General features: G+C 66.3%; 22 protein-coding genes. 12 read left to right on the top strand and 10 right to left on the bottom strand.

Translation table 11 applies throughout. The annotated features are described in order from the left end of the window. Positions 1–559: 559 nt before the first annotated feature. The 4 genes from dprA to DWA33_RS13100 form a co-directional block, all read right to left on the bottom strand. The gene (dprA, locus tag DWA33_RS13115) at positions 560–1,696 is read right to left on the bottom strand and encodes a DNA-processing protein DprA (protein ID WP_114358528.1); all 1,137 of its coding nucleotides are present in this window, start codon (positions 1,694–1,696) and stop codon (positions 560–562) included. 80 nt (positions 1,697–1,776) lie between these two features. Continuing rightward, positions 1,777–2,388: a glycerol-3-phosphate 1-O-acyltransferase PlsY gene (plsY, locus tag DWA33_RS13110; protein ID WP_167443207.1), complete on the bottom strand. Its 612-nt coding sequence runs from the start codon at positions 2,386–2,388 to the stop codon at positions 1,777–1,779. A 174-nt stretch (positions 2,389–2,562) separates the two neighbouring features. Then, positions 2,563–3,864, bottom strand: a complete 1,302-nt coding sequence (locus tag DWA33_RS13105; protein ID WP_114358526.1) for a dihydroorotase — start codon at positions 3,862–3,864, stop codon at positions 2,563–2,565. 19 nt (positions 3,865–3,883) lie between these two features. Continuing rightward, positions 3,884–4,837: an aspartate carbamoyltransferase catalytic subunit gene (locus DWA33_RS13100; protein ID WP_114358525.1), complete on the bottom strand. Its 954-nt coding sequence runs from the start codon at positions 4,835–4,837 to the stop codon at positions 3,884–3,886. 191 nt (positions 4,838–5,028) lie between these two features. On the opposite strand from DWA33_RS13100, the gene ipdC reads away from it, so the two are divergent. Both ipdC and DWA33_RS13090 read left to right on the top strand, forming a co-directional pair. After that, positions 5,029–6,660 (top strand): indolepyruvate/phenylpyruvate decarboxylase, encoded by a 1,632-nt coding sequence (gene ipdC / locus DWA33_RS13095; RefSeq protein ID WP_114358524.1) that lies wholly within the window; start codon positions 5,029–5,031, stop codon positions 6,658–6,660. 78 nt (positions 6,661–6,738) lie between these two features. Continuing rightward, a complete protein-coding gene (locus tag DWA33_RS13090) occupies positions 6,739–8,388 on the top strand; it encodes an acyl-CoA dehydrogenase family protein (RefSeq protein ID WP_114358613.1) in 1,650 nt (549 codons plus the stop codon). 121 nt (positions 8,389–8,509) lie between these two features. Here DWA33_RS13090 and DWA33_RS13085 read toward each other — a convergent pair whose 3' ends face one another. The 3 genes from DWA33_RS13085 to DWA33_RS13075 form a co-directional block, all read right to left on the bottom strand. Beyond that, positions 8,510–8,896, bottom strand: coding sequence for a YchJ family protein (locus DWA33_RS13085; RefSeq protein WP_114358523.1), 387 nt, complete (start codon positions 8,894–8,896; stop codon positions 8,510–8,512). 20 nt (positions 8,897–8,916) lie between these two features. Beyond that, positions 8,917–9,399, bottom strand: a complete 483-nt coding sequence (ruvX, locus tag DWA33_RS13080; RefSeq protein WP_114358522.1) for a Holliday junction resolvase RuvX — start codon at positions 9,397–9,399, stop codon at positions 8,917–8,919. Between the two features lie 85 nt (positions 9,400–9,484). Continuing rightward, entirely contained in the window at positions 9,485–10,420 is a 936-nt protein-coding gene (locus DWA33_RS13075) for a cyclase family protein (RefSeq protein WP_114358521.1), read from the bottom strand. A gap of 312 nt (positions 10,421–10,732) precedes the next feature. Between DWA33_RS13075 and DWA33_RS13070 the strand changes: the two genes are divergently transcribed. From DWA33_RS13070 to DWA33_RS13060, 3 genes are all read left to right on the top strand, one after another. Then, entirely contained in the window at positions 10,733–11,809 is a 1,077-nt protein-coding gene (locus DWA33_RS13070) for an NAD(P)H-dependent flavin oxidoreductase (protein WP_114358520.1), read from the top strand. 89 nt (positions 11,810–11,898) lie between these two features. After that, positions 11,899–12,186, top strand: coding sequence for an Asp-tRNA(Asn)/Glu-tRNA(Gln) amidotransferase subunit GatC (gatC, locus tag DWA33_RS13065; protein WP_114358519.1), 288 nt, complete (start codon positions 11,899–11,901; stop codon positions 12,184–12,186). Positions 12,187–12,197: 11 nt separating this feature from the next. Beyond that, complete coding sequence (locus DWA33_RS13060) at positions 12,198–12,404, top strand: hypothetical protein (protein ID WP_107344971.1); 207 nt, start codon at positions 12,198–12,200, stop codon at positions 12,402–12,404. 4 nt (positions 12,405–12,408) lie between these two features. On the opposite strand, the gene DWA33_RS13055 is transcribed toward DWA33_RS13060, so the two are convergent. Together DWA33_RS13055 and DWA33_RS13050 are read right to left on the bottom strand one after the other, a co-directional pair. Continuing rightward, positions 12,409–12,648, bottom strand: coding sequence for a BrnA antitoxin family protein (locus DWA33_RS13055; RefSeq protein WP_244601291.1), 240 nt, complete (start codon positions 12,646–12,648; stop codon positions 12,409–12,411). Next, positions 12,641–12,928: a BrnT family toxin gene (locus DWA33_RS13050; RefSeq protein WP_114358517.1), complete on the bottom strand. Its 288-nt coding sequence runs from the start codon at positions 12,926–12,928 to the stop codon at positions 12,641–12,643. The genes DWA33_RS13055 and DWA33_RS13050 overlap by 8 nt, the downstream gene beginning before the upstream one ends. Before the next feature lie 181 nt (positions 12,929–13,109). Here DWA33_RS13050 and gatA point away from each other — a divergent pair, with 181 nt between their 5' ends. Together gatA and DWA33_RS13040 are read left to right on the top strand one after the other, a co-directional pair. Continuing rightward, positions 13,110–14,588, top strand: a complete 1,479-nt coding sequence (gene gatA / locus DWA33_RS13045; RefSeq protein ID WP_114358516.1) for an Asp-tRNA(Asn)/Glu-tRNA(Gln) amidotransferase subunit GatA — start codon at positions 13,110–13,112, stop codon at positions 14,586–14,588. A 75-nt stretch (positions 14,589–14,663) separates the two neighbouring features. Next, positions 14,664–15,770 carry a sensor histidine kinase gene (locus DWA33_RS13040; RefSeq protein ID WP_114358515.1) on the top strand — a complete coding sequence of 369 codons (1,107 nt, stop codon included), beginning with the start codon at positions 14,664–14,666 and terminating at the stop codon, positions 15,768–15,770. Positions 15,771–15,821: 51 nt separating this feature from the next. Here DWA33_RS13040 and DWA33_RS13035 read toward each other — a convergent pair whose 3' ends face one another. Further along, the gene (locus tag DWA33_RS13035) at positions 15,822–16,757 is read right to left on the bottom strand and encodes a GlxA family transcriptional regulator (protein WP_114358514.1); all 936 of its coding nucleotides are present in this window, start codon (positions 16,755–16,757) and stop codon (positions 15,822–15,824) included. 100 nt (positions 16,758–16,857) lie between these two features. Here DWA33_RS13035 and DWA33_RS13030 point away from each other — a divergent pair, with 100 nt between their 5' ends. From DWA33_RS13030 to DWA33_RS13010, 5 genes are all read left to right on the top strand, one after another. After that, positions 16,858–17,361 carry an isochorismatase family protein gene (locus DWA33_RS13030; RefSeq protein ID WP_114358513.1) on the top strand — a complete coding sequence of 168 codons (504 nt, stop codon included), beginning with the start codon at positions 16,858–16,860 and terminating at the stop codon, positions 17,359–17,361. Between the two features lie 113 nt (positions 17,362–17,474). Further along, complete coding sequence (locus tag DWA33_RS13025) at positions 17,475–17,888, top strand: DUF7662 domain-containing protein (protein ID WP_114358512.1); 414 nt, start codon at positions 17,475–17,477, stop codon at positions 17,886–17,888. After that, complete coding sequence (locus tag DWA33_RS13020; protein WP_114358511.1) at positions 17,857–18,303, top strand: type II toxin-antitoxin system VapC family toxin; 447 nt, start codon at positions 17,857–17,859, stop codon at positions 18,301–18,303. Before DWA33_RS13025 ends, DWA33_RS13020 begins: the two co-directional genes overlap by 32 nt. Before the next feature lie 27 nt (positions 18,304–18,330). Continuing rightward, the gene (gene gatB, locus DWA33_RS13015; RefSeq protein WP_114358510.1) at positions 18,331–19,815 is read left to right on the top strand and encodes an Asp-tRNA(Asn)/Glu-tRNA(Gln) amidotransferase subunit GatB; all 1,485 of its coding nucleotides are present in this window, start codon (positions 18,331–18,333) and stop codon (positions 19,813–19,815) included. Between the two features lie 520 nt (positions 19,816–20,335). Continuing rightward, positions 20,336–20,473, top strand: coding sequence for a hypothetical protein (locus tag DWA33_RS13010; RefSeq protein ID WP_012496544.1), 138 nt, complete (start codon positions 20,336–20,338; stop codon positions 20,471–20,473). Positions 20,474–20,561 lie beyond the last annotated feature (88 nt).

Genomic DNA, 20,561 nt, shown 5'->3' with positions numbered 1-20,561 from the left:
AACCTGGAGCTGTACAACTTATACGTGTATATAATCGGAATACGCTCCATTGTGGAGCGGTTCGCATCTGCCGCAGATTGGTGCCTGATGTCGCCACCCTCCGAGAGCCACCGCGACTCCCACTATTCCCGCCCCAGAGATGGCGGGCCAGTCGAAGCAGCCCAATACCTGTCGGAAGCGACCGGAGAGCTGATCCAGGTCGCCCGAGCGCACCGCCTCGACATGCTCTGTTACCTGCTGGACATGGCGCGGATGGAGGCCAGGGAGATCGTCCGTCGCCGGCGCAATTCCAGTGCCGAATGAGCTGATTCCTTCATCCGGTTGATTCAAAAAGGATGTTTATGACGACCTTCAAGTTTCGGGTGAGCCTGCAGGCAAGCGGCAAGGTCCCCGGCGTCCCAACGGGGCCCTGCTGTCACGAAGCGGTTGCGATTTACGTTTAATTAACCGAACCAGTTCACGATTCGAACGTCGGGGCGGGCCGGATGTACGTCTGCTCCTGGACAATGGCTCGAAGCTCACCGCTTCGGGCCGTTGGCTTTTTGGGAGCCGTTCGCGCCTAGCTCAGCGATACCAGCGATCCGCCATGGCGCTCCAGCCGCCCGGCGAGTTCGAGCTCCAGCAGCACCGTCCGGACCACAGCCGGCGCAATGCCGGAGAGGCGGATCAGGTCGTCGATTCCGATTGGGCTCGGTCCCAGCAGCGCGAGGATTTGGGTGCGATCACCGGTATCGGGCTCGCCAGCGATCGGGGCGTGATCCGGCTCCCGGCTCGGGATCTCGATCGGCCGATCCAGGATCGGCGCAACCGCCTGCACGATGTCGGCCGCCGAGGTGATCAGGGTAGCGCCCTGCTTGATCAGGTCGTTGGTGCCGGCGGCGCGCGGGTCGAGCGGCGAGCCGGGCACGGCGAACACCTCGCGGCCCTGGTCGGCGGCGCGGCGGGCGGTGATCAGCGAGCCGGAGCGATAGGCGGCCTCGATGACCGCGACCCCGACCGCAGCGCCCGAGATCAGCCGGTTGCGGCGGGGAAAATCCTTGCCGCGCGGTATATGGCCGAGCGGCATCTCGGAGATCGCGGCGCCGCGGGCCTGGATGATGTCGAGCAGCAGGTCCTCGTGCTCGGCCGGATAGATCTTGTCGTGGCCGCCGGCCAGCACCGCAACGGTGCCGCTTTGCAGGCTGGCGCGATGCGCCGCCTGGTCGATGCCGCGGGCGAGGCCGGAGATCACCACGAAGCCGGCCGCGCCGAGATCGGCGGCGAGCTGGCCGGCGAATTTCAGTCCGGCGCCAGAGGCGTTGCGCGAGCCGACGATTCCGATCATCGGCCGTGCCATCACGGCGAGCGCATCAGGCAGGGCGTGGACTCCGAGCAGCGGCGGTGCATCGTCGATGGTCGCAAGTCGAAGCGGATATCCGGCCTCGCCCGGTGCCACCAGCTCGACGCCGATCCGGCGGCCGCCCTCGATCTCGCGCCGCGCTTCGTCCTCGGATGGGATGCGTCCGGCCCGCGCCGCACCACCCCGCCGCGCCAGCTCCGGCAACCGCTCCAGCGCCACACGCGCCGAGCCGAAATGATTGATCAGCGACCGAAAGGTGCGAGGGCCGACATTGTCGGCGCGGATCAGCCGCAGCCAGTCGATCCGCTGCGCCTCGGTGAGGACGGTCGTCCCCTGATCGCTGCCACGCTCACCCACATCCACCCCCGCGAGCGGGAGTGTTGCGCAACTTTAACGTGTGGACAAGGTCGACGAAGGCGGAAGCTGGCGATCCAGCCTTACTTCTTCTGCCCGATCTTGCTCTCGGTGCCGGCCTGCAGCCGCTTGATGTTCTCGCGGTGCATCCAGAACAGCAGCAGGGTGAGCACCGCGAACAGCGAGGCGAGGGCGGCATGGCCGAACCACCACAGGAAGATCGGGGTGACGAAGCTCGCCACCAGCGCCGACAGCGACGAATAGCGCGAGGTGAAGGCGGTCGCCAGCCACATCAGGCAGAACACGATCGCGGCCGGCCAGAACAGGCCGATCAGCACGCCGATATAGACGGCGACGCCCTTGCCGCCCTTGAACTTCAGCCACACCGGAAACAGGTGGCCGACGAAGGCGCCGAGCGCCGCCAGCATCGCGGCATTGGCGGCGATCGCGTCGGTGCCGGCGGCGAGATAGGCGGCGAGGATCACCGCGGCGGTGCCCTTCAGCGCGTCGAGCAGCAGCGTCGCCGCGGCGAGGCCCTTGCGGCCGGTGCGCAGCACGTTGGTGGCGCCGATATTGCCGGAGCCGATCGAGCGCAGATCCTGGGTGCCGGCGAGCCTGGTGAGGATCAGGCCGAACGGAATCGAGCCGAACAGATAACCGATCACCAGCGCGGCGATGTAGATCCCGATCATCACAACTCTCCAAACACTCTAGCGCGGCAATAAAGTCAGACTCTCCCCGTCATTGCGAGGAGCGAAGCGACGAAGCAATCCAATTCCGTGCTCGGCATCTCTGGATTGCTTCGCTGCGCTCGCAATGACGGATCGAAAGGCCTAGTTCAAGCGGCTGACTCAACCAGCCTTCAAATCTCACACATGCTCATAGACCGTCCGACCGCCGACGATGGTGCGGGTCACCCGGCCGGAGAACCGCGCCTCGTCGAACGGGGTGTTCTTGCACTTCGATTTCAATTCGTCCGGATCGACCAGCCACGGTACCTCGGGATCGATCACGATCAGGTCGGCCGGGCTGCCGGCGCGCAGCGTGCCACCGGGCAGGCCGAGCAGTTCGGCCGGACGGGTCGACATCGCGCGGATCAGCGTCAGCAGATCGAGCTCGCCGGCGTGCACCAGCCGCAGGCCGGCCGGCAGCATCGTCTCCAGCCCGATCGCGCCGGCGGCAGCCTCGGCGAACGGCAGTCGCTTGACCTCGACGTCCTGCGGATTGTGGTCCGACATCACCACGTCGATCAGCCCTGAGGCCAGCGCCGCGATCAGCGCCTTGCGGTCGTCCTCGGTGCGCAGCGGCGGCGCCAGCTTCAGGAAGGTGCGATACGGCCCGATGTCGTTCTCGTTCAGCGCGACGTGGTTGATCGACACCGACGCCGACACCGGCAGGCCGAGATCGCGGGCGCGCCGCATGATCTCCAGCGACTCGATGCAGGTCAGTGACGCGGCGTGGTAGCGGCCGCCGGTCAGCATCACCAGGCGGATGTCGCGCTCCAGCATCACCGTTTCGGCGGCGTTGGGAATCCCGGCGAGGCCGAGCCGGGTGGCGAATTCGCCCTCGTTCATCACGCCTTCGCCGACCAGATCGGGGTCCTCGGTGTGATGCACGATCAGCGCGTCGAAGTCGCGGGCGTAGGTCAGCGCCCGGCGCATCACCTGGGCGTTGGTGATGCTGAGGTCGCCGTCGCTGAACGCCACCGCGCCGGCGGCCTTGAGCAGGCCGATCTCGGTCATTTCGGCGCCGCCCAGTCCCTTGGTGATCGCCGCCATCGGCTGGATGTTGACGATCGCGGTGTCGCGGGCGCGGCGCATCACGAAGTCGACCGTCGCCGAATTGTCGATCACCGGGCTGGTGTTGGGCTGGCAGACGATGGTGGTGATGCCGCCGGCGGCCGCGGCCTGGCTGGCCGATGCAAAGGTCTCGCGGTGGCTGGCACCGGGCTCGCCGACGAAGGCGCGCATGTCGACCAGGCCGGGGGCGACGACCATGCCGGCGCAATTGACGATGTCGGTGCCTTCGGGGACGCCGGCGGCGCCGATGCCGCGGCGGGCATCGCGGATCACGCCATCGGCGATCAGCACGTCGCCGATCCCGTCGAAGTCGCGCGAGGGGTCGATCAGGCGGGCATTGGCGAGCAGGATCGGGCGGGGGTCGGTCAGCATGGTGTTTCCCGTTCCGGCATCAGGCGTTCGGCAGGTTGCGGGCGAGCGCTTCGAGCACCGCCATCCGCACCGCCACGCCCATTTCGACTTGTTCGCGGATCACCGACTGGGCGCCGTCGGCGACGATCGAGTCGATCTCGACGCCGCGGTTCATCGGGCCCGGATGCATCACCAGCGCGTCCGGCTTGGCGTAGGACAGCTTTTTCTGGTCGAGCCCAAAATAGTTGAAATACTCGGCCGAGGACGGCACGAACGAGCCGTTCATGCGCTCGCGCTGCAGCCGCAGCATCATCACGATGTCGGCGCCGTCGAGCCCTTCGCGCATGTCGCGCGCGACCTCGACGCCCATCCGCTCGATCCCGGCCGGCAGCAGCGTGGAGGGGGCGACGACGCGGACGCGGGCGCCCATCGTGTTCAGCAGCAGGATGTTGGAGCGGGCAACGCGCGAATGCATCACGTCGCCGCAGATCGCGATCACCAGACCGTCGAGCCGGCCCTTGTTGCGGCGGATCGTCAGCGCGTCGAGCAGCGCCTGGGTCGGATGCTCGTGGGCGCCGTCGCCGGCGTTGATCACCGAGCCGTCGACCTTGCGGGCCAGCAGTTCCACCGCGCCGGAGGCGTGATGCCGGACCACCAGGATGTCCGGGTGCATCGCGTTCAGCGTCACCGCGGTGTCCATCAGGGTCTCGCCCTTGCGCATCGACGATGACGACACGCTCATGTTCATCACGTCGGCGCCGAGCCGCTTGCCGGCGATCTCGAACGACGATTGCGTCCGGGTCGAGGCCTCGAAGAACAGGTTGACCTGGGTACGGCCGCGCAAACTGGTGCGCTTCTTGTCGACCTGCCGGTTGAGCTCGACATACTCCTCGGAGAGGTCGAGCAGGCCGGTGATGTCGGCGGCGGAAAGCCCTTCGATTCCCAGCAGATGCCGGTGACCGAGGACGAAAGTCGATTTTGGGGCGGGGGTCATTAAAGCAAGAGCTATAGGGAGAGTTGGATAGCCGGGCAAGCGACAACGGGGCTGGGCCTGGAATAATCCCCCGGCGTTATCGAACCGCCGGCATTTCCGCTGTGCCGGGCGTGATCATGGCGTGCGGTTGGTCGAAAGTCGCAAGCTCTGGTAAATCGGTCCGGCCCCTTTGTGCCCATCCAGGAGCTGCCATGCCGACGCTTGCGACCGCGCTGCTCGACGCCCTCGAGGATCATGGTGCCCGGGAGATTTTCGGGATCCCCGGCGACTTCGTGCTGCCGTTCTTCAAGGTGATCGAGGAAAGCGGCACCCTGCCGTATTTCACGCTGAGCCACGAGCCGGCGGTCGGGTTCGCGGCGGATGCGGCCTCACGCTATCGCGGCAGCATCGGCGTCGCGGTGGTGACCTACGGCGCCGGCGCCTTCAATCTCGTCAACTCGATCGCCGGCGCCTATGCGGAGCGCTCGCCGGTGGTGGTGATCGCCGGCGCGCCGGGGGCGCGCGAGCGCACCAGCGGCTATCTGCTGCATCATCAGGTGCGGACCGTCGACACCCAGCTTGCGGTATTCAAGGAGGTCACCTGCGATCAGGCGGTGCTGACCGACCCGGCGACCGCGCCGGCCGAGATCGCCCGGGTGCTGCGCAGCGCGCTGGAACTGTCGCTGCCGGTGTACATCGAGTTTCCCCGCGACATGGTCGACGCCAAGGTCGACCCGGTGCCGAAGCTGCCGCGGCGCGAGGCCGATGCCGGCGCGCGCGACGAATGCGCCGAGGAGATTCTGGCGCGGATCGCCAAGGCGAAGTCGCCGGTGATGGTGGTCGACGTCGAGATCCGCCGCTACGGCGTCGAGCAGCAGGTGGGGGCGCTCGCCCGGAAGCTCGGCCTGCCGGTGGTGACGACATTCATGGGCCGCGGCCTGCTCGAAGGCGACGACGACGTGGTGGCCGGCACCTATCTCGGCGCCGCCGGCGATCCCGACTTGTCGGCGCTGGTCGAGGGCGCCGACCTGGTGCTGATGTTCGGCGTCATCCTGTCCGATACCAATTTCGCGCTGTCTTCGAACATGACCGATCCGCGCCGGACCGTGCTGGCGACCGGGCGCGAGGTGCAGATCGGCCACCACGTCTATCGCGACCTGCCGCTGGCCGATCTGATCTCAGGGCTCGACGCCCACGCCGATCAGCATCCGCCGCGGCCGCGCAACGCCGGCAAGGGCATGGCCTATCCGCGCGGGCTCGCGGCCGATGCCTCGCCGATCGCGCCGTCCGATATCGCCACCGCGATCAACGATCTGTTCGACCGCCACGGCAAGATGCCGATGACGGCCGACATCGGCGATTGCCTGTTCACCGCGATGGAGATCGACAACACCGCGTTGGCGGCCCCGGGATACTACGCAGGCATGGGGTTCGGCGTGCCCGCCGGCATCGGCGTCGCCGCGACCGGGCTGCGGCCGCTGGTGCTGGTCGGCGACGGCGCGTTCCAGATGACCGGCTGGGAACTCGGCAATTGCAAGCGCTACGGGCTCGATCCGATCGTGGTGCTGTTCAACAATTGCAGCTGGGAAATGCTGCGGGTGTTCCAGCCGGAGTCGAAGTTCAACGATCTCGACGACTGGCATTTCGCCGATATCGCCAAGTCGATCGGCGGCGTCGGCGAGCGGGTCACGACGCGCGCCGAACTCGCCGCCGCGCTGCAGCGCGCGGTCGAGCGGCGAGGGGTATTTTCGTTGATCGAAGTGATGCTGCCGCGCGGCGCCACCTCGCAGACGCTGGCGCGGTTCGTCACCGGCTTCAAGGCGGCGCGCGAACGGATGAAGTGAGGCGGCGGCGATCCGGCGTGTCCTCGGGGCGGTTTTCTGCGTAACATGCGCGCGAATCCGCATCGCTCCAGGACCGACATGACGCAGCCTTCCTTCGCCACCCACGAGGTGTTCAACCAGTCGCCGCCGCTCCCGGATCTCGACCTGTTTGGCGCCGACCGGCCGCTGCTCGAGGCGGTGACCTTCAATCAGGGCGCCAACGCCCATGTCGAACTCGAAGCCTTCGGCAAGGCATGGGGCACCACCGAGATGGCCGAGCGCGGCCGCCTCGCCAACGAATACACCCCGAGGCTGAAGACCTTCGACGCCAAGGGCGTCCGCCGCGATCAGGTCGAATTCCATCCGTCGTATCACGAACTGATGGCCGAGAGCTTCAAGGCCGGCCTGCACAACTCCACCTGGGACGCGCACGGCAAGTCCGCCGGCAACGCCTCGGAAGTGGTGCGCGCGGCGAAGTTTTACATGGCTGCTCAGGTGGAGACCGGCCATCTCTGCCCGGTGACGATGACCCGCGCTTCGGTCGCAGCGCTCGGCGCCCAGCCGGACCTGCTGGCGCGGGTGATGCCGGTGCTCGGCACCCGTCAGTACGATCCGAGCTTCGCGCCATGGAACGCCAAGCGCGGCATGAGCATCGGCATGGGCATGACCGAGAAGCAGGGCGGCACTGACGTGCGTACCAACGCCACGCGCGCGTTCCGCGACGGCGACGCCTATCGCATCGTCGGCCACAAATGGTTCATGTCGGCGCCGATGTGCGACGCGTTTCTGGTGCTGGCACAGGCAGACGAGGGCCTGAGCTGTTTCTTCATGCCGCGCTTTGCGCCCGACGGTTCGGTCAACGAGATCCGCTTCCAACGGCTCAAGGACAAGCTCGGCAACCGCTCCAACGCGTCGTCGGAAGTCGAGTTCACCGGCGCCTATGCGCTGCCGGTCGGCGATCCCGGCCGTGGCGTGCGCACCATCATCCAGATGGTGCAGCTCACGCGCCAGGATTGCGCCATCGCCTCCGCCGGACTGATGCGGTCGTCCTTGGCGCATGCGTTGCATCACACCCGCCATCGCACCGTGTTCCAGAAGCGTCTCGCAGATCATTCGCTGATGGTGTCGGTGCTCGCCGACATGGCGCTGCAGGTCGAGGCTTCGGTGGCGCTGGTGATGCGGCTGTGCCGCGCTTTCGACGAGGCGCCGAACGATCCGCTCGAAGCCGCCTATATGCGGCTGCTGACGCCGGCGGTGAAATACTGGATCTGCAAGTCGGCGCCGCCGTTCGTCTACGAAGCGATGGAGTGCCTCGGCGGCAACGGCTATGTCGAAGACGGCATCCTGGCGCGGCACTATCGCGAGGCGCCGGTCAATGCGATCTGGGAAGGCTCCGGCAACGTGATGTGCCTCGACGTGCTGCGGGCGATGTCGCGCGAGAGCGACGCCGGCACCGAGGTGTTGCAGGCGCTGATCCAGGATACCTCGGGGCTGACCGGCGGTCCGGCCGCCGCCGGCCTGATCGCCCGTGCGCTGCTGCAGGTCGACAACGAGCGGACCGCACGGCTCGCCGTGGAAATGCTGGCCAAGCTCGCCGCCGCGGCAGCGCTCAACGAAATCCACCCGCCGCACGCCGAACTGTTCGCCCGGACCCGCCTGGTGCCGGAGCCGGCGAGCCTTTACGGCGCCGCCGATATCCCGACCGAGATTGCCAAGGGATTGTTGGGGCGCGTACTGCCGGAGATGTGAGGCGGCTGGTGCATCAATCACGTCATTGCGAGCAAAGCGAAGCAATCCAGAGACACCGTGCACTGAGTTTCTGAATCGCTTCGTCGCTTCGCTCGTCCCGATGACGGAGTTCGACGCTCACTCAGCCGACCGCTTCGCCTTCCGAGAAGTACCAGCGGCCCCGAACCTTGCGGAATTGCGAGCGTTCATGATGGCTCTGCTCCGGGGCGCCGCCGCGGCGGAAGCGGGCGATGAACTCGACGGTGCCGCGGCTGCCTTTCTCGCTGCTGCCGAGCACCCGCAATTCGAGGAAGCTCGACTCCTCCATCCAGGCGCGGTTGACGTCGTGGTCGATCAGATCGCGCCGATCCGGATCGGTGGTCTCGACGATGTAGTCGAAATCCTTCAGCGCATAGGCCGCGTAGCGCGAGCGCATCAGCGCTTCCGGCGAGGTAGCAGGCCGGGTACGGGCGAGCAGGGGACCGCAGCAGTCGTCGTAAGTCTTTCCCGAGCCGCACACGCAATTCATCGGATCGTTCCCGTCGCTGGTCACTCGGTGCGGCGCAGCGCCGCGAGACGGTCGAGCGCGCCCTGCAGGATGAAGATCGCCGCGTGCTCGTCAATGACCTTGGCTCGTTTCGCGCGGCTGACGTCGTTGGCGATCAGCTCGCGCTCGACCGCGGCGGTCGACAGTCGTTCGTCCCATAGTCCGATCGGTAGCTCGGTGAGCTTGGCGAGGTTGCGGGCGAAGGCGCGGGTCGACTGCGCCCGCGGGCCTTCGCTGCCGTCCATGTTGAGCGGCAGGCCGAGCACGAAGCCGCAGGCGGTGCGTTCGGCCGCGAGCGTCAGCAGCCGGGCCGCATCGGCGGTGAACGCCTTGCGGGCGATGGTCTCGACGCCGGTGGCGAGCCTGCGGTCGGGATCGGACGCCGCGACGCCGATGGTCTTGGTGCCGAGGTCGAGACCGAGCAGGGCGCCGCGCGCCGGCCAATGCGCGGCGGCTTCGATCAGGGGAAGGATCAGGGCTGGCATGAGGCCCGCATAGCATGCGGGATCGAGCCGGCGCAAAGCCGGGTGCGGCGCGGCTTTGGTCTAAGGCCGCGCCGCTCTCTTCAGTTCACCGGATCGCGACCGGGTTGATCATGCTCTGCACGGCGCCCTTGAAGCGGGGCTGGCCGAGCACGAACATGAACTCGTAGACCTTGTCCTTGGCGAGATCGGCGGTGTTCATGTTTTCCAGGATGTAGGTGCCGTTCATCGGCAGCAGGATCTGGTGAACCTCGAACACGTTCTTGCTCTCGAACGGAATCACCTCGAGGCCCCAGGTGTCGGCACCGACCGCGACCACGCCCTTCGAGGTCAGATACTTCGCGCCCTCGACCCCGAGACCGGGCTCGCCGCTGTTGTAGCGCTTGTCGTCCTTGCCGATCAGGCTGACCCAGCCGGTGTGAAACAGCACGACGTCGCCCTGGCGGATTTCGACGCCCTGCTTCTTGGCGACCTCCTCGATCTCCTTGACGTTGAAGGCGGTGCCCTCCTTGACCACGTCGGTGCCGAAATGCGCCGCCATGTCGAGCAGCACGCCGCGCGTCACCATCGGCGGCACCTTGTCGATGCCGAGCTTCTTCAGGCCGGTGGGATCGCCGAAATCGGCGATCTTGTTGCCGTTGTAATAGACGTGCTCGACGCCGATATGTCCGAGCCCGTCGATCTGGCTGCCGACGCCGACCCAACCCTCGATGATGTCGTCATTGTAGGTGGTCTTGCTCGGGCCCATGCCGGAATTGCCGGCCTGACCGGGCTGCACCACGGTGATCTTGAAGCCGCGCGGCGGATAAGCGGGGGTCTTGGTGTCGACCGGAATGCCGAGAGCGTAGACCTTTCCGTTCTTCACCAGCTGTGCGGCTTTCAGCGCCAATTCGGGTGTCAGATAGTTGGCGGCGCCGATCTCGTCGTCCGGCCCCCATTTCGATTTGGTCCAGTCCTGGGCGACAGCGGGCGACGCAGCAGTAGCGGCTGCGACCGCGCAGCTGAGCAGCATGGCCTTCAGCATGGCGAGTACTCCCTATGTTTTTTTGTATCGTGTTGGTGCGACCGCGGATGTTTCGAGCGCCCGCGACCGACGCGATCATCGGTCTGAAACCGGGTCGGCGCCATTGCCTCGGCGAGGCGCGGGCGAGAACGGCGGCGCTACAAAACGCCGCAGCGCAGATCCGGCCGCCGGGGCGTCCGGGCCGGCGGATTGCGGCCCTGGGAGCGCGGCGGGACGGCGCAACAGACATGGAAGCGGGCCCGACTGCATGTTAAAGGGCCGCTGGCGGGCAACGAGGCTGCGCCAACTCCCTTCCATCGCGAGAGCCTGATCATGTGGCCGGATCGCCGTCTCCTCGACCTGTTCGCTATCGAATGTCCGATTCTGCTCGCCCCGATGGCCGGCGCGATGGATGCGGAGCTCGCCGTCGCGGCGGCGCGGGGCGGAGCGCTGGCGTCGCTGCCGTGCGCGATGCTGACGCCGGAGAAGACACGTGAGCAGGTCGGAACTTTCCGGCAGCAGATTTCCGCCCCGATCAATCTGAATTTCTTCTGCCATCGGCCGGTGACCCCTGATGCGGCGCGCGAGCAGGTCTGGCGCCAGCGCTTGACGCCTTACTTCGCCGAGCTCGGGCTCGACCCGGCGATGCCGGCGCCGGCGGCGAGCCGGGCGCCGTTCGACCCGGCGATGTGCACGCTGGTCGAGGAGCTGAAACCGGAGGTGGTCAGCTTCCATTTCGGCCTGCCGGAGAAAGCCCTGCTCGACCGGGTCAAGGCCAGCGGGGCCAAGGTGATCGCATCGGCGACGATCGTGCGCGAGGCGATCTGGCTGGAGGAGCACGGCGTCGATGCGGTGATCGTGCAGGGCGCCGAGGCCGGCGGCCACCGCGGCATGTTCATGACCGACGCCATTGCGCAGCAGCCGGGATTGTTCGCGCTGCTGCCGCAGGTGGTCGATGCGGTACGGGTGCCGGTGATCGCGGCCGGCGGGATCGCCGATGGCCGCGGCATCACGGCGGCGTTCGCGCTCGGCGCGGCCGGTGTGCAGATCGGCACCGCGTATCTGCGCTGCCCGGAAGCCCGGACCAGCGCGTTGGTTCGGGCGCAATTGGCGCAAGCCACCGATGAGGCGACGGTGATCACCAATGTGATGACCGGGCGGCCGGCGCGGGGCGTCGCCAACCGGCTGATGCGCGAGGTCGGTCCGGTGTCGCCGGACGCGCCGGCGTTTCCGCACGCGTCCTCCGCGCTCGGTCCGCTGAAGGCGGCCGCGGAGCAGCACGGCAAAACCGACTTCACCAATCTGTGGGCCGGGCAGGCGGTGCGGCTCGGCCGCGACATGCCGGCGGCCGAACTCACCCGGGCGCTGGCCGGTGCGGCCGTGGCGCGGCTCAGCCAGCTCGCCGGCTGAGGCAGGGCGGTCGGCGTACCGAGGTTGCGGCGCGAAACCTGGCTCTGCTATACGGCGCGGGTCGATATCTCGCAGAAAGGCCCTATATTATGTCGGTCGATGCCGCCACCGTCCGCCGCATCGCGCACCTGGCGCGGATCGCCGTGACCGACGACGAGGTGCCGCATCTGCAGGGCGAGCTCAACGCGATGCTGGCCTTCGTCGAGCAGCTCTCGGAGGTCGACGTCGACGGCGTCGAGCCGATGACCTCGGTGACGCCGATGCAGATGAAGAAGCGCGCCGACATGGTCAATGACGGCGAGATCGCCGATCAGGTGGTGGCGAATGCCCCGTCGACCGAGGATCACTTCTTCCTGGTGCCGAAGGTGGTCGAATAAAGGACGCGCCGATGTGCCTGTTGTGCGACGACGAGAAGGCCTACCAGGCCTATCTGGACTACCTCGACGCGATGGGGCGGCAGGGCAAGGTCGTCGACGCCGACAAGGCGATGGATGCGGTGCTCGACCAGTTGCAGGCCGCCGACAAGGCCCGCCGGGACGCGCCCGAGAACGACAAGACGCTGTCGCCGTTCTTCTGCAGCCCAGTCAACAAGTAAAGGCTCAGGCCTTCTTGAGCTTCCGCACCCGCCGCAGGTCGGCGTTGATCTGCGACTGCCAGCCGCGGCCGAGAGCACGATAGGCGTCCAGCACGTCGGCATCCAGCCGCAGCGTCACCGAGCTTTTCGGCTGCGCTCCCAGCGGCGGGCGGCCCCGGCGGACGATCTTGCCGTCGACGCGGATTTCACCGGTCCGGAAAAACTCGTCGAGCAGTTCCGGGGCATCGTCAGGATCGTCAGTCAAAGGCTCCCCGAAAGAGCGCGGCCCAGCGGACTTCTTCCTTGGCATGACAGTACCTCATCGAAATCACATGACGGCCGCCGTTGCGAGGCGTCCAGACGATCACGACCATGCGTGAACCGACATATCCGGCCGTGATATAACGGCTCTCGCCGTAGTCGAACCGATCGTCGAGCTTCGTCACGATGCGTCCGGCAAAAGCCGTTGCAGCATCAGTGGCAAAATCGAGACCGCGATGCCGCCGGGTCCAATCGCGTTTCGCCGGATCAAACGTGATCGCCATTGAATTATGTAACTACAATAATCTTGCCGTCAATGGCCCGACTGTAGCTACGGCGGGTAGAGCGGTGCAATCGCTTCATTTCCCGGAGGCGCTGTGCTAGCCAGCGCTGCAACAGAGCCGCACGATCCGCGGCGCCCGTCACCGGCCTGTCGCCGGCTTTTATCCAGGCGTGCCCTGAACCATGACCGATCTGACTTCGCTGACGCTGGCCGAGGCCCGCGATGGCCTCGCAAACAAGTCCTTCACCGCGGTCGAACTGACCGACGCGCATTTGAACGCGATCGAGGCGGCCCGCGTGCTCAACGCCTATGTGCTGGAGACGCCGGATCAGGCGCGGCAGATGGCGCAGGCGGCGGATGCGCAGATCGCCAAGGGCGGGGGCGGCCCGCTGGCCGGCATCCCGCTCGGCATAAAGGACCTATTCGCCACCAAGGGCGAACGCACCACAGCGTGTTCCAAGATCCTCGGCGACTTCACGCCGACCTATGAGTCGACGGTGACGACGCAGCTCTGGCGCGACGGCGCGGTGTTGCTCGGCAAGCTCAACAACGATGAATTCGCCATGGGCTCCTCGAACGAGACTTCGTGCTTCGGCCCGGTGGTCAATCCGTGGCGCCGCGCCGGCTCGGATGCCAAGCTGGTGCCGGGCGGCTCGTCCGGCGGCTCGGCGGCAGCGGTCGCGGCGGGCTTGTGCCTCGGCGCCACCGCGACCGACACCGGCGGCTCGATCCGCCAGCCGGCAGCCTTCACCGGCACGGTCGGCATCAAGCCGACCTATGGCCGCTGCTCGCGCTGGGGCATCGTCGCGTTCGCGTCCTCGCTGGATCAGGCCGGTCCGATCGCCCGCACCGTGCGCGACAGCGCGATCCTGCTGCGCTCGATGGCCGGCCATGATCCGAAAGACACCACCTCGGTCGATCGCCCGGTGCCGAACTACGAGTCCGCGATCGGCGGCTCGGTGAAGGGCATGAAGATCGGCATCCCGAAGGAGTACCGGCTCGACGGCATGCCGGCCGAAATCGAGAAGCTGTGGAGCCAGGGCGCCGAGTGGCTGAAGGCCGCGGGCGCCGAACTGGTCGAGGTGTCGCTGCCGCACACCAAATACGCGCTGCCGGCCTATTACATTGTGGCGCCCGCGGAAGCGTCGTCGAACCTCGCGCGCTATGACGGCGTTCGCTACGGTGCGCGCGTCAGCGGTCGCAACATCGTCGAGATGTACGAAAACACCCGTGCGGCCGGCTTCGGCGCCGAGGTCAAGCGCCGCATCATGATCGGCACCTACGTGCTGTCGGCCGGCTATTACGATGCTTACTATCTGCGCGCCCAGAAGGTTCGCACCTTGATCAAACGCGATTTCGAACAGTGCTTCGATCAGGGCGTCTCCGCGATTCTGACACCGGCGACGCCGTCGGCTGCGTTCGGCGTCGGTGAGAAGGGCGGCGCCGATCCGGTCGAGATGTATCTGAACGACATCTTCACCGTGACGGTGAACATGGCAGGCCTGCCGGGCATCGCGGTTCCGGCGGGGCGGGACTCGCAAGGATTGCCGCTCGGCCTGCAACTGATCGGCCGGCCATTCGACGAGGAGACCCTGTTCTCGCTCGGCGAGGTGATCGAGCAGTCGGCCGGACGGTTCGTTCCGACGAAGTGGTGGGCGTAAGCGCCGTCACCGAGCGGGTTCCAGATTGCGTTTGTCGACCTCGTTAGCCATTGTCGTCAGGGGCAGGGGTGTGGGATGAGTGCTGACGACGGCGAACTTCCACCACAAGGGGTCGATCAGATCCTCGGATCGAGGAAGCTGGTCGCGGCGATCGAGAGCGACCGCTACAAGCACCTGCTCGACAATGTCCCGGTCGCGATCGCGGTCTCGCAGGGCTGGGGCGAAGATCAGCAAATCGTCTATGTCAATCAGGCCTTCGAGGCGCTCACCTCGCTGTCGCAGTCAGGCGTGGACGGACGGGGTTGGGTTTGCCTCGACGGCTTCACCGAGCAGGACCATGCCGACCGCCCGCTCGGCGCGGCGATCCGGGATGGCGAGGATTTCCTCGGCGTCTTCCGCAAAGCCGCGCCGTCCGACCGTCTGCTGATCGTCCAGGCCTATGCGTCCGTGATCGAGAGCGACGACGGCGTTGAGAACTACAGGATCGCGGCGCTGGTCGACGTCGGCGGCCGGGAGCGGGCGCAGATCGAGCGGTTCGAAAGTCAGATTCGCGAGCGCGACACCCTGATGCGTGAGCTGCAGCACCGGGTGAAGAACAATCTGCAATTGATCACCGCGCTGGTGCGGCTGGAGGCGCGCTCCGCCGCGGAGGGCGAGACGGTGGCGCTGGCGCGGCTCGCGAGCCGGATTGATGCGCTGACTGCACTGTACCGGGTATTGTCCGACGACACCCCGAAAGTGGATGGCGGGCAGATCGATCTCGGACAGTATCTGTCCGACATTGCCAACGCGGTGATCCGCGCGAATGCCGCGACCGGCGTCAATTGCGAGGTCAATGCCAGCTATTGTCCGTTGTCGGTGAACGTGGCGATGCCGGCGGGGCTGCTGGTCAACGAGATGCTCACCAACGCGCTGAAATACGCCTTCATCGGGCGCGACGGCGGACGGATCAAGGTGATCTGCAGCGTCGAATCCGGACGCGTGTCGGTGATTGTTTCGGACGACGGCGTCGGACTGGCGGAAGGGCAGCAGTGGCCGTCGCCGCGTAAGCTCGGGGCGCTGATCCTGCAGACTCTCAAAGAGAACGCGCGCAACGTCGCCTTCGAGGTGAAGACCATCCGAGGCCAAGGCACTTGGTTCACACTGACTTTCGAGGTCGCGCAGTCGCCCGCACCGAACTAGGGCTTTCTCGTCGCCGTCTTTCGTTCGCTCGAGCCGCCGCAGCGCGGTCGGTCAGTCCAGCCTCTGCCGCGCGAGCCATTGCCGCGGCGTGATCCGGAGCTCGGCGCGGAACGCCGTGCGTAGCGCGGCGGCATCGGGAAATCCGCATCGCGCGGCGACGTCATCGAGCCCACGCGCGCCGCCGGCGAGCAGATCCTGTGCTCGCGCCAGGCGAACGCGGCGCAGCCAATCGCCGAGACTGCCACCGGTTCGTGCCCGGATGTGGCGGGTGAGGCTGCGGCGGCTCATGCCGGCGCGCAGCGCCAGTTCATCGAGCGAGGGTGTGGACGCCGGATCGGCGCGCAGCCGCTCCAGAATATCGGTGATCCTGCGATCGGCAGACGAACCGATCGCCGGGCGCTCGATCAGCTGCGGCTGCTCACCGGCGCGCTGCGGCGCGACGACGAGATGGCGGGCGATGCGATTGGCTTCGGCCGCGCCTGAGAGTCGGCCGAGCAGGTGCAGGCAGCAATCGAGACCGGAGGCGACACCCGCCGAAGTCAGGATGCGTCCCTCGTCGACGAACAGGGCGCCTGGATCGACGGCGACTTCCGGGTAGCGTGTCGCGAAACTCTCGACGCAGGCCCAGTGCGTGGTCGCGCGGCGCCCGTCGAGCAGCCCCGCTTCGGCGAGGCCGAACGCGCCGAGACAAAGCCCGACCACGATCGCGCCGCGCTCCTCTGCGGCGCGTAGTTCGGAGGTGATCATTGCCGGTACCGGCTCCTCCGCGGCGCGCCAGCCGGGCAGAATGACGACGTCGGCGTTGCGCGCAGCGGCGAGTGGCATCGGTGCTTCGATCGTGAGGCCGCCGGTCGCTGAAAATCGCGGCTGAGCGGCGCAGACATCGACCCGATGGCCGCTGGCGAGGAACGGCTCGCCGAACACCGCAAGCGGCGTCGACAGCATGAACGGGCTGATCTGATCGTAGGCGAGGATGGCCAATCGCATTGGCCCAATTTAACCGAAAAATGTCTATCGGGCCACTGATCCCTGGTGGCATGGCGGCCTAGAGGAAACGGGCACTTCCACGGCCAACAGGGAGATATCGATGGCACGCGCTTTCCTCGTGATCGACATTCAGAACGAGTATTTCGCTGGCGGCGCGTTGCCGCTGTGGCAGGCCGAGGAGACCGAGGCACGCCTGGTTGCGGCGATCGGCAAAGCGCGGACCGCCGGTGATCGCATCATTCTGGTCCAGCACGTCTCGACCGCGGCAACCGGACCGTTCGTTGCAGGGAACGCCGGGGTCGCGATCCGCCCGGCCATTGTCGTCGCCGCCGGTGATGCGCCGATCATCACCAAGCGCGTCGCGGATGCCTTTCAGGATACCGACCTCGCGCAGCATCTGACCGGGATCGATCAACTCCTGGTCGCCGGCATGATGACGCAGAACTGCGTCGTCTTCACCGCGATGTCGCGGAGCGCCGATGGTCTCCGCATCAAGGTCGTCAGTGACCTCTGCACCGCACCGACCGCGGTTGTGCATCAGATCACGCTGAACGCCTTGGCCTCGAAGATCGACGTTGCGACGGCCGCCGAGGTGTGGACGTAGCGTCCGGGTAAGGTTGCTTCGGAGGTGTGGCTTGCGCCGTTTCCGCTGCCAAAATCTAGACTTTCGCCGCTCCAATAGTTACTATGTAATTATTGCGACGGCGGAGGTCACTCATGGGTAAATATGAGCCGCTGACCGAGTTCCTCAAGCAACAGGCCGGCAGTGAAGTGCGGATGAGCTTTGCGCAGATCGAGCGCGTGATCGGCAGCAAGCTGCCGCCGGTCGCGCAGCGCCATCGTGCGTGGTGGAGCAACTCGCCGACCAACAATGTGATGACCAAGGCCTGGATCGAAGCCGGATTCCGCAGCGAGCAGGTCGATATGGAAAACGGTCGGCTGGTGTTTCGTCGCGATGAGCAAACTGGACGGCCTCGTGCAGTCGTCGGCGCAAAGCCGGGCCAGCATCCGCTGTTTGGATGTATGAAAGGCACAGTTCTCATTCCGGAAGGCGTCGACCTGACGGCGCCGGCGGATCCCGAATGGGGCAAGCTCGCTTATGGCAGCGATCTGCCGGAGCGATTGCGATAACGTGCCGCCGCTTCTTCTCGATACCTGCGCGTTGATATTTTTTGCGACGAGCGATGATGAGGCAGGCGAGGCGGGAGCCGCCGTCCAGCAGGCCCACGAGAGCGGCCAAGCGGTGGTGGTCTCGCCGATCTCAGCATGGGAAATCGGCATGCTGGTAGCGCGTGGCCGGCTCAATCTGCTCATGTCGCCGCTGCGCTGGTTCGATCAGGTGATGGAGCGCTCTGGGCTGTCGCTGGCGGCGCTAACGCCGGACGTGCTGGTCGCCTCCTCATTCCTGCCGGGCTTCCCGCACCGCGATCCGGCGGACCGGATCATCGCCGCGACTGCCCGCGAATACGGCTATCGGCTGATCACGCGCGATCGGTCGTTGTTGGCATATGCCCGGGAAGGGCATATTCAGGCGCTGGCTTGTTGAAACTGCGCCCGTCGAAAGGCTTCTCCCATGAACGCACCCGTCAAACCGTCCCAGCTCATCAAGGGCGCCACCGGCGATTGGGAAGTCGTGATCGGGCTGGAGATCCATGCCCAGGTCTCGTCGAGCGCCAAGCTGTTCTCGGGCGCGGCGACCGAATTCGGCGGCGCGCCGAACAGCCATGTCTCGCTGGTCGATGCCGCGATGCCGGGGATGCTGCCGGTGATCAACGAGGAGTGCGTGCGTCAGGCGATCCGCTCCGGGCTCGGGCTGAACGCCAGGATCCATCTGCGCTCGGTGTTCGACCGCAAGAACTATTTCTATCCGGACCTGCCGCAGGGCTACCAGATCAGCCAGTACAAGTCGCCGATCGTCGGTGAGGGCGAGGTCGTGGTCGATCTGCCGGACGGCGGCAGCGTCACCGTCGGCATCGAGCGGCTGCACCTCGAACAGGACGCTGGCAAGCTGCTGCACGACCAGCATCCGACATCGACCTTCGTCGACCTCAACCGCTCCGGCGTCGCGCTGATGGAGATCGTCTCCAAGCCGGATCTGCGCTCGTCCGAACAGGCCAAGGCCTATGTGTCGAAGCTGCGCACCATCCTGCGCTATCTCGGCACCTGCGACGGCGACATGGAGAAGGGCAGCTTGCGCGCCGACGTCAACGTCTCGGTCCGCCGTCCCGGCGAGCCTTACGGCACCCGCTGCGAGATCAAGAACGTGAACTCGATCCGCTTCATCGGTCAGGCGATCGACTACGAAGCGCGCCGCCAGATCGGCATCCTGGAAGACGGTGGAACGATCGACCAGGAAACCCGGCTGTTCGACGCCAACAAGGGCGAGACCCGGTCGATGCGGTCGAAGGAGGAGGCGCACGATTATCGCTACTTCCCCGATCCCGACCTGCTGCCGCTGGAATTCACCCAAGCCTATGTCGACGAACTGAAGGCGCAGCTGCCGGAACTGCCCGATGCCAAAAAGGCCCGGTTCATCCGCGACTTCGGCCTGTCGGCCGAAGACGCCGGCGTGCTGGTCAGCGAGCGCGAGAGCGCCGAATTCTACGAGGCGGTGCTGGCGGAGCTGAAGGATCAGGGCCGCGACGGCAAGCTCGCCGCCAATTGGGTGATCAACGAACTGTTCGGCCGCCTCAACAAGGACGGTCAGTCGATCGAGTCCTCGCCGGTGTCGGCGGCGCAGCTCGCCGCGATCGTCGCGCTGATCGGCGACGGCACCATCTCCGGCAAGATCGCCAAGGAGCTGTTCGAGATCGTCTGGACTGAAGGCGGCGATCCGCGCGTGCTGGTCGAACAGCGCGGCATGAAGCAGGTCACCGATCTGTCGGCGATCGAGAAGGTGGTCGACGACATCGTCGCCGCCAATCCCGACAAGGCGGCGCAGGTCGTCGCCAAGCCGGCGATGCTCGGCTGGTTCGTCGGCCAGGTGATGAAATCCTCGGGCGGCAAGGCCAATCCGCAAGCCGTCAACGACCTGCTGAAGCGCAAGCTCGGCCTCTGAGGCGCCGCTGTCGTCGTCGCGCGCGGTCGCCGCGGCGACATGCGCGGCGCCGCCGCGCCCTCGGCATTCGCGAATCAGCCGCAGCCCGTGGTGCAGGAAACCCTTGTGCCGGTGGGTCTGAGCGCGCCGGAGCGGCGTCGCACGCGAAAATTTTTTCATTGCCAAACATTGCGACTCAGAGTCCTCGGCGCGTCGAGATCGCCCGACTCGGCGCTTCGCGCGCTCGGCCGAAGTAGTTAGTTAGTTCGATTTTCGATTTGTAAAAGACGCTGCGGCACAGGCATTTCTTGCGATCTTGACAAATGTCGATGCAGGTTTTTCGCGCATAAGTCGGTTCGCTCGATCGATCCGGCGGCGCCTCGTTCGCCGAGACCGCCTGTGCGCGAGGGACAACTCCCATCAACTCTTCCTTAAGCGGGACACTGTTTTTTTCAAAGCGTTGGTGTATTCGGGAATTAGTGCATCTCGATTCCCGAGTGCACGCAGCAGCAATCAGCCATCTCACTTATCGGAGGGCAACATGGCCAAGAAAGCAGCGAAGAAGGCGGCGACCAAGAAAGCGGCGCCGAAGAAGGCGAAGACCGCGAAGAGCGCGGTGAAGAAGACCGCGAAGAAGACCACCAAGAAGGTCGCCAAGAAGGCCGCCAAGAAGAAGTAAGCTCGCTTACGAGCGAGTGCCGGCAGCATCACTGCCGGCCGCGTCACTGGACGGGCTCCTCGCACCGCGACACGAGCCAGGGCCTAGT

This window comes from Rhodopseudomonas pentothenatexigens, from assembly GCF_900218015.1.
Taxonomy (GTDB): domain Bacteria; phylum Pseudomonadota; class Alphaproteobacteria; order Rhizobiales; family Xanthobacteraceae; genus Rhodopseudomonas; species Rhodopseudomonas pentothenatexigens.
Note: the sequence above shows the minus strand (reverse complement) of the source record. Positions and strands in the feature narration are given on the sequence as shown.

Coding starts and splice junctions, on each gene's coding strand:
- DWA33_RS13105 (WP_114358526.1), bottom strand. CDS start 3,864: ATGCTGACCGACCCCCGCCCGATCCTGCTCGCCAATGCCCGCCTGATC.
- DWA33_RS13100 (WP_114358525.1), bottom strand. CDS start 4,837: ATGACCCCCGCCCCAAAATCGACTTTCGTCCTCGGTCACCGGCATCTG.
- ipdC (WP_114358524.1), top strand. CDS start 5,029: ATGCCGACGCTTGCGACCGCGCTGCTCGACGCCCTCGAGGATCATGGT.
- DWA33_RS13090 (WP_114358613.1), top strand. CDS start 6,739: ATGACGCAGCCTTCCTTCGCCACCCACGAGGTGTTCAACCAGTCGCCG.
- DWA33_RS13085 (WP_114358523.1), bottom strand. CDS start 8,896: ATGAATTGCGTGTGCGGCTCGGGAAAGACTTACGACGACTGCTGCGGT.
- ruvX (WP_114358522.1), bottom strand. CDS start 9,399: ATGCCAGCCCTGATCCTTCCCCTGATCGAAGCCGCCGCGCATTGGCCG.
- DWA33_RS13075 (WP_114358521.1), bottom strand. CDS start 10,420: ATGCTGAAGGCCATGCTGCTCAGCTGCGCGGTCGCAGCCGCTACTGCT.
- DWA33_RS13070 (WP_114358520.1), top strand. CDS start 10,733: ATGTGGCCGGATCGCCGTCTCCTCGACCTGTTCGCTATCGAATGTCCG.
- gatC (WP_114358519.1), top strand. CDS start 11,899: ATGTCGGTCGATGCCGCCACCGTCCGCCGCATCGCGCACCTGGCGCGG.
- DWA33_RS13060 (WP_107344971.1), top strand. CDS start 12,198: ATGTGCCTGTTGTGCGACGACGAGAAGGCCTACCAGGCCTATCTGGAC.
- DWA33_RS13050 (WP_114358517.1), bottom strand. CDS start 12,928: ATGGCGATCACGTTTGATCCGGCGAAACGCGATTGGACCCGGCGGCAT.
- gatA (WP_114358516.1), top strand. CDS start 13,110: ATGACCGATCTGACTTCGCTGACGCTGGCCGAGGCCCGCGATGGCCTC.
- DWA33_RS13040 (WP_114358515.1), top strand. CDS start 14,664: ATGAGTGCTGACGACGGCGAACTTCCACCACAAGGGGTCGATCAGATC.
- DWA33_RS13035 (WP_114358514.1), bottom strand. CDS start 16,757: ATGCGATTGGCCATCCTCGCCTACGATCAGATCAGCCCGTTCATGCTG.
- DWA33_RS13030 (WP_114358513.1), top strand. CDS start 16,858: ATGGCACGCGCTTTCCTCGTGATCGACATTCAGAACGAGTATTTCGCT.
- DWA33_RS13025 (WP_114358512.1), top strand. CDS start 17,475: ATGGGTAAATATGAGCCGCTGACCGAGTTCCTCAAGCAACAGGCCGGC.
- DWA33_RS13020 (WP_114358511.1), top strand. CDS start 17,857: ATGGCAGCGATCTGCCGGAGCGATTGCGATAACGTGCCGCCGCTTCTT.
- gatB (WP_114358510.1), top strand. CDS start 18,331: ATGAACGCACCCGTCAAACCGTCCCAGCTCATCAAGGGCGCCACCGGC.
- DWA33_RS13010 (WP_012496544.1), top strand. CDS start 20,336: ATGGCCAAGAAAGCAGCGAAGAAGGCGGCGACCAAGAAAGCGGCGCCG.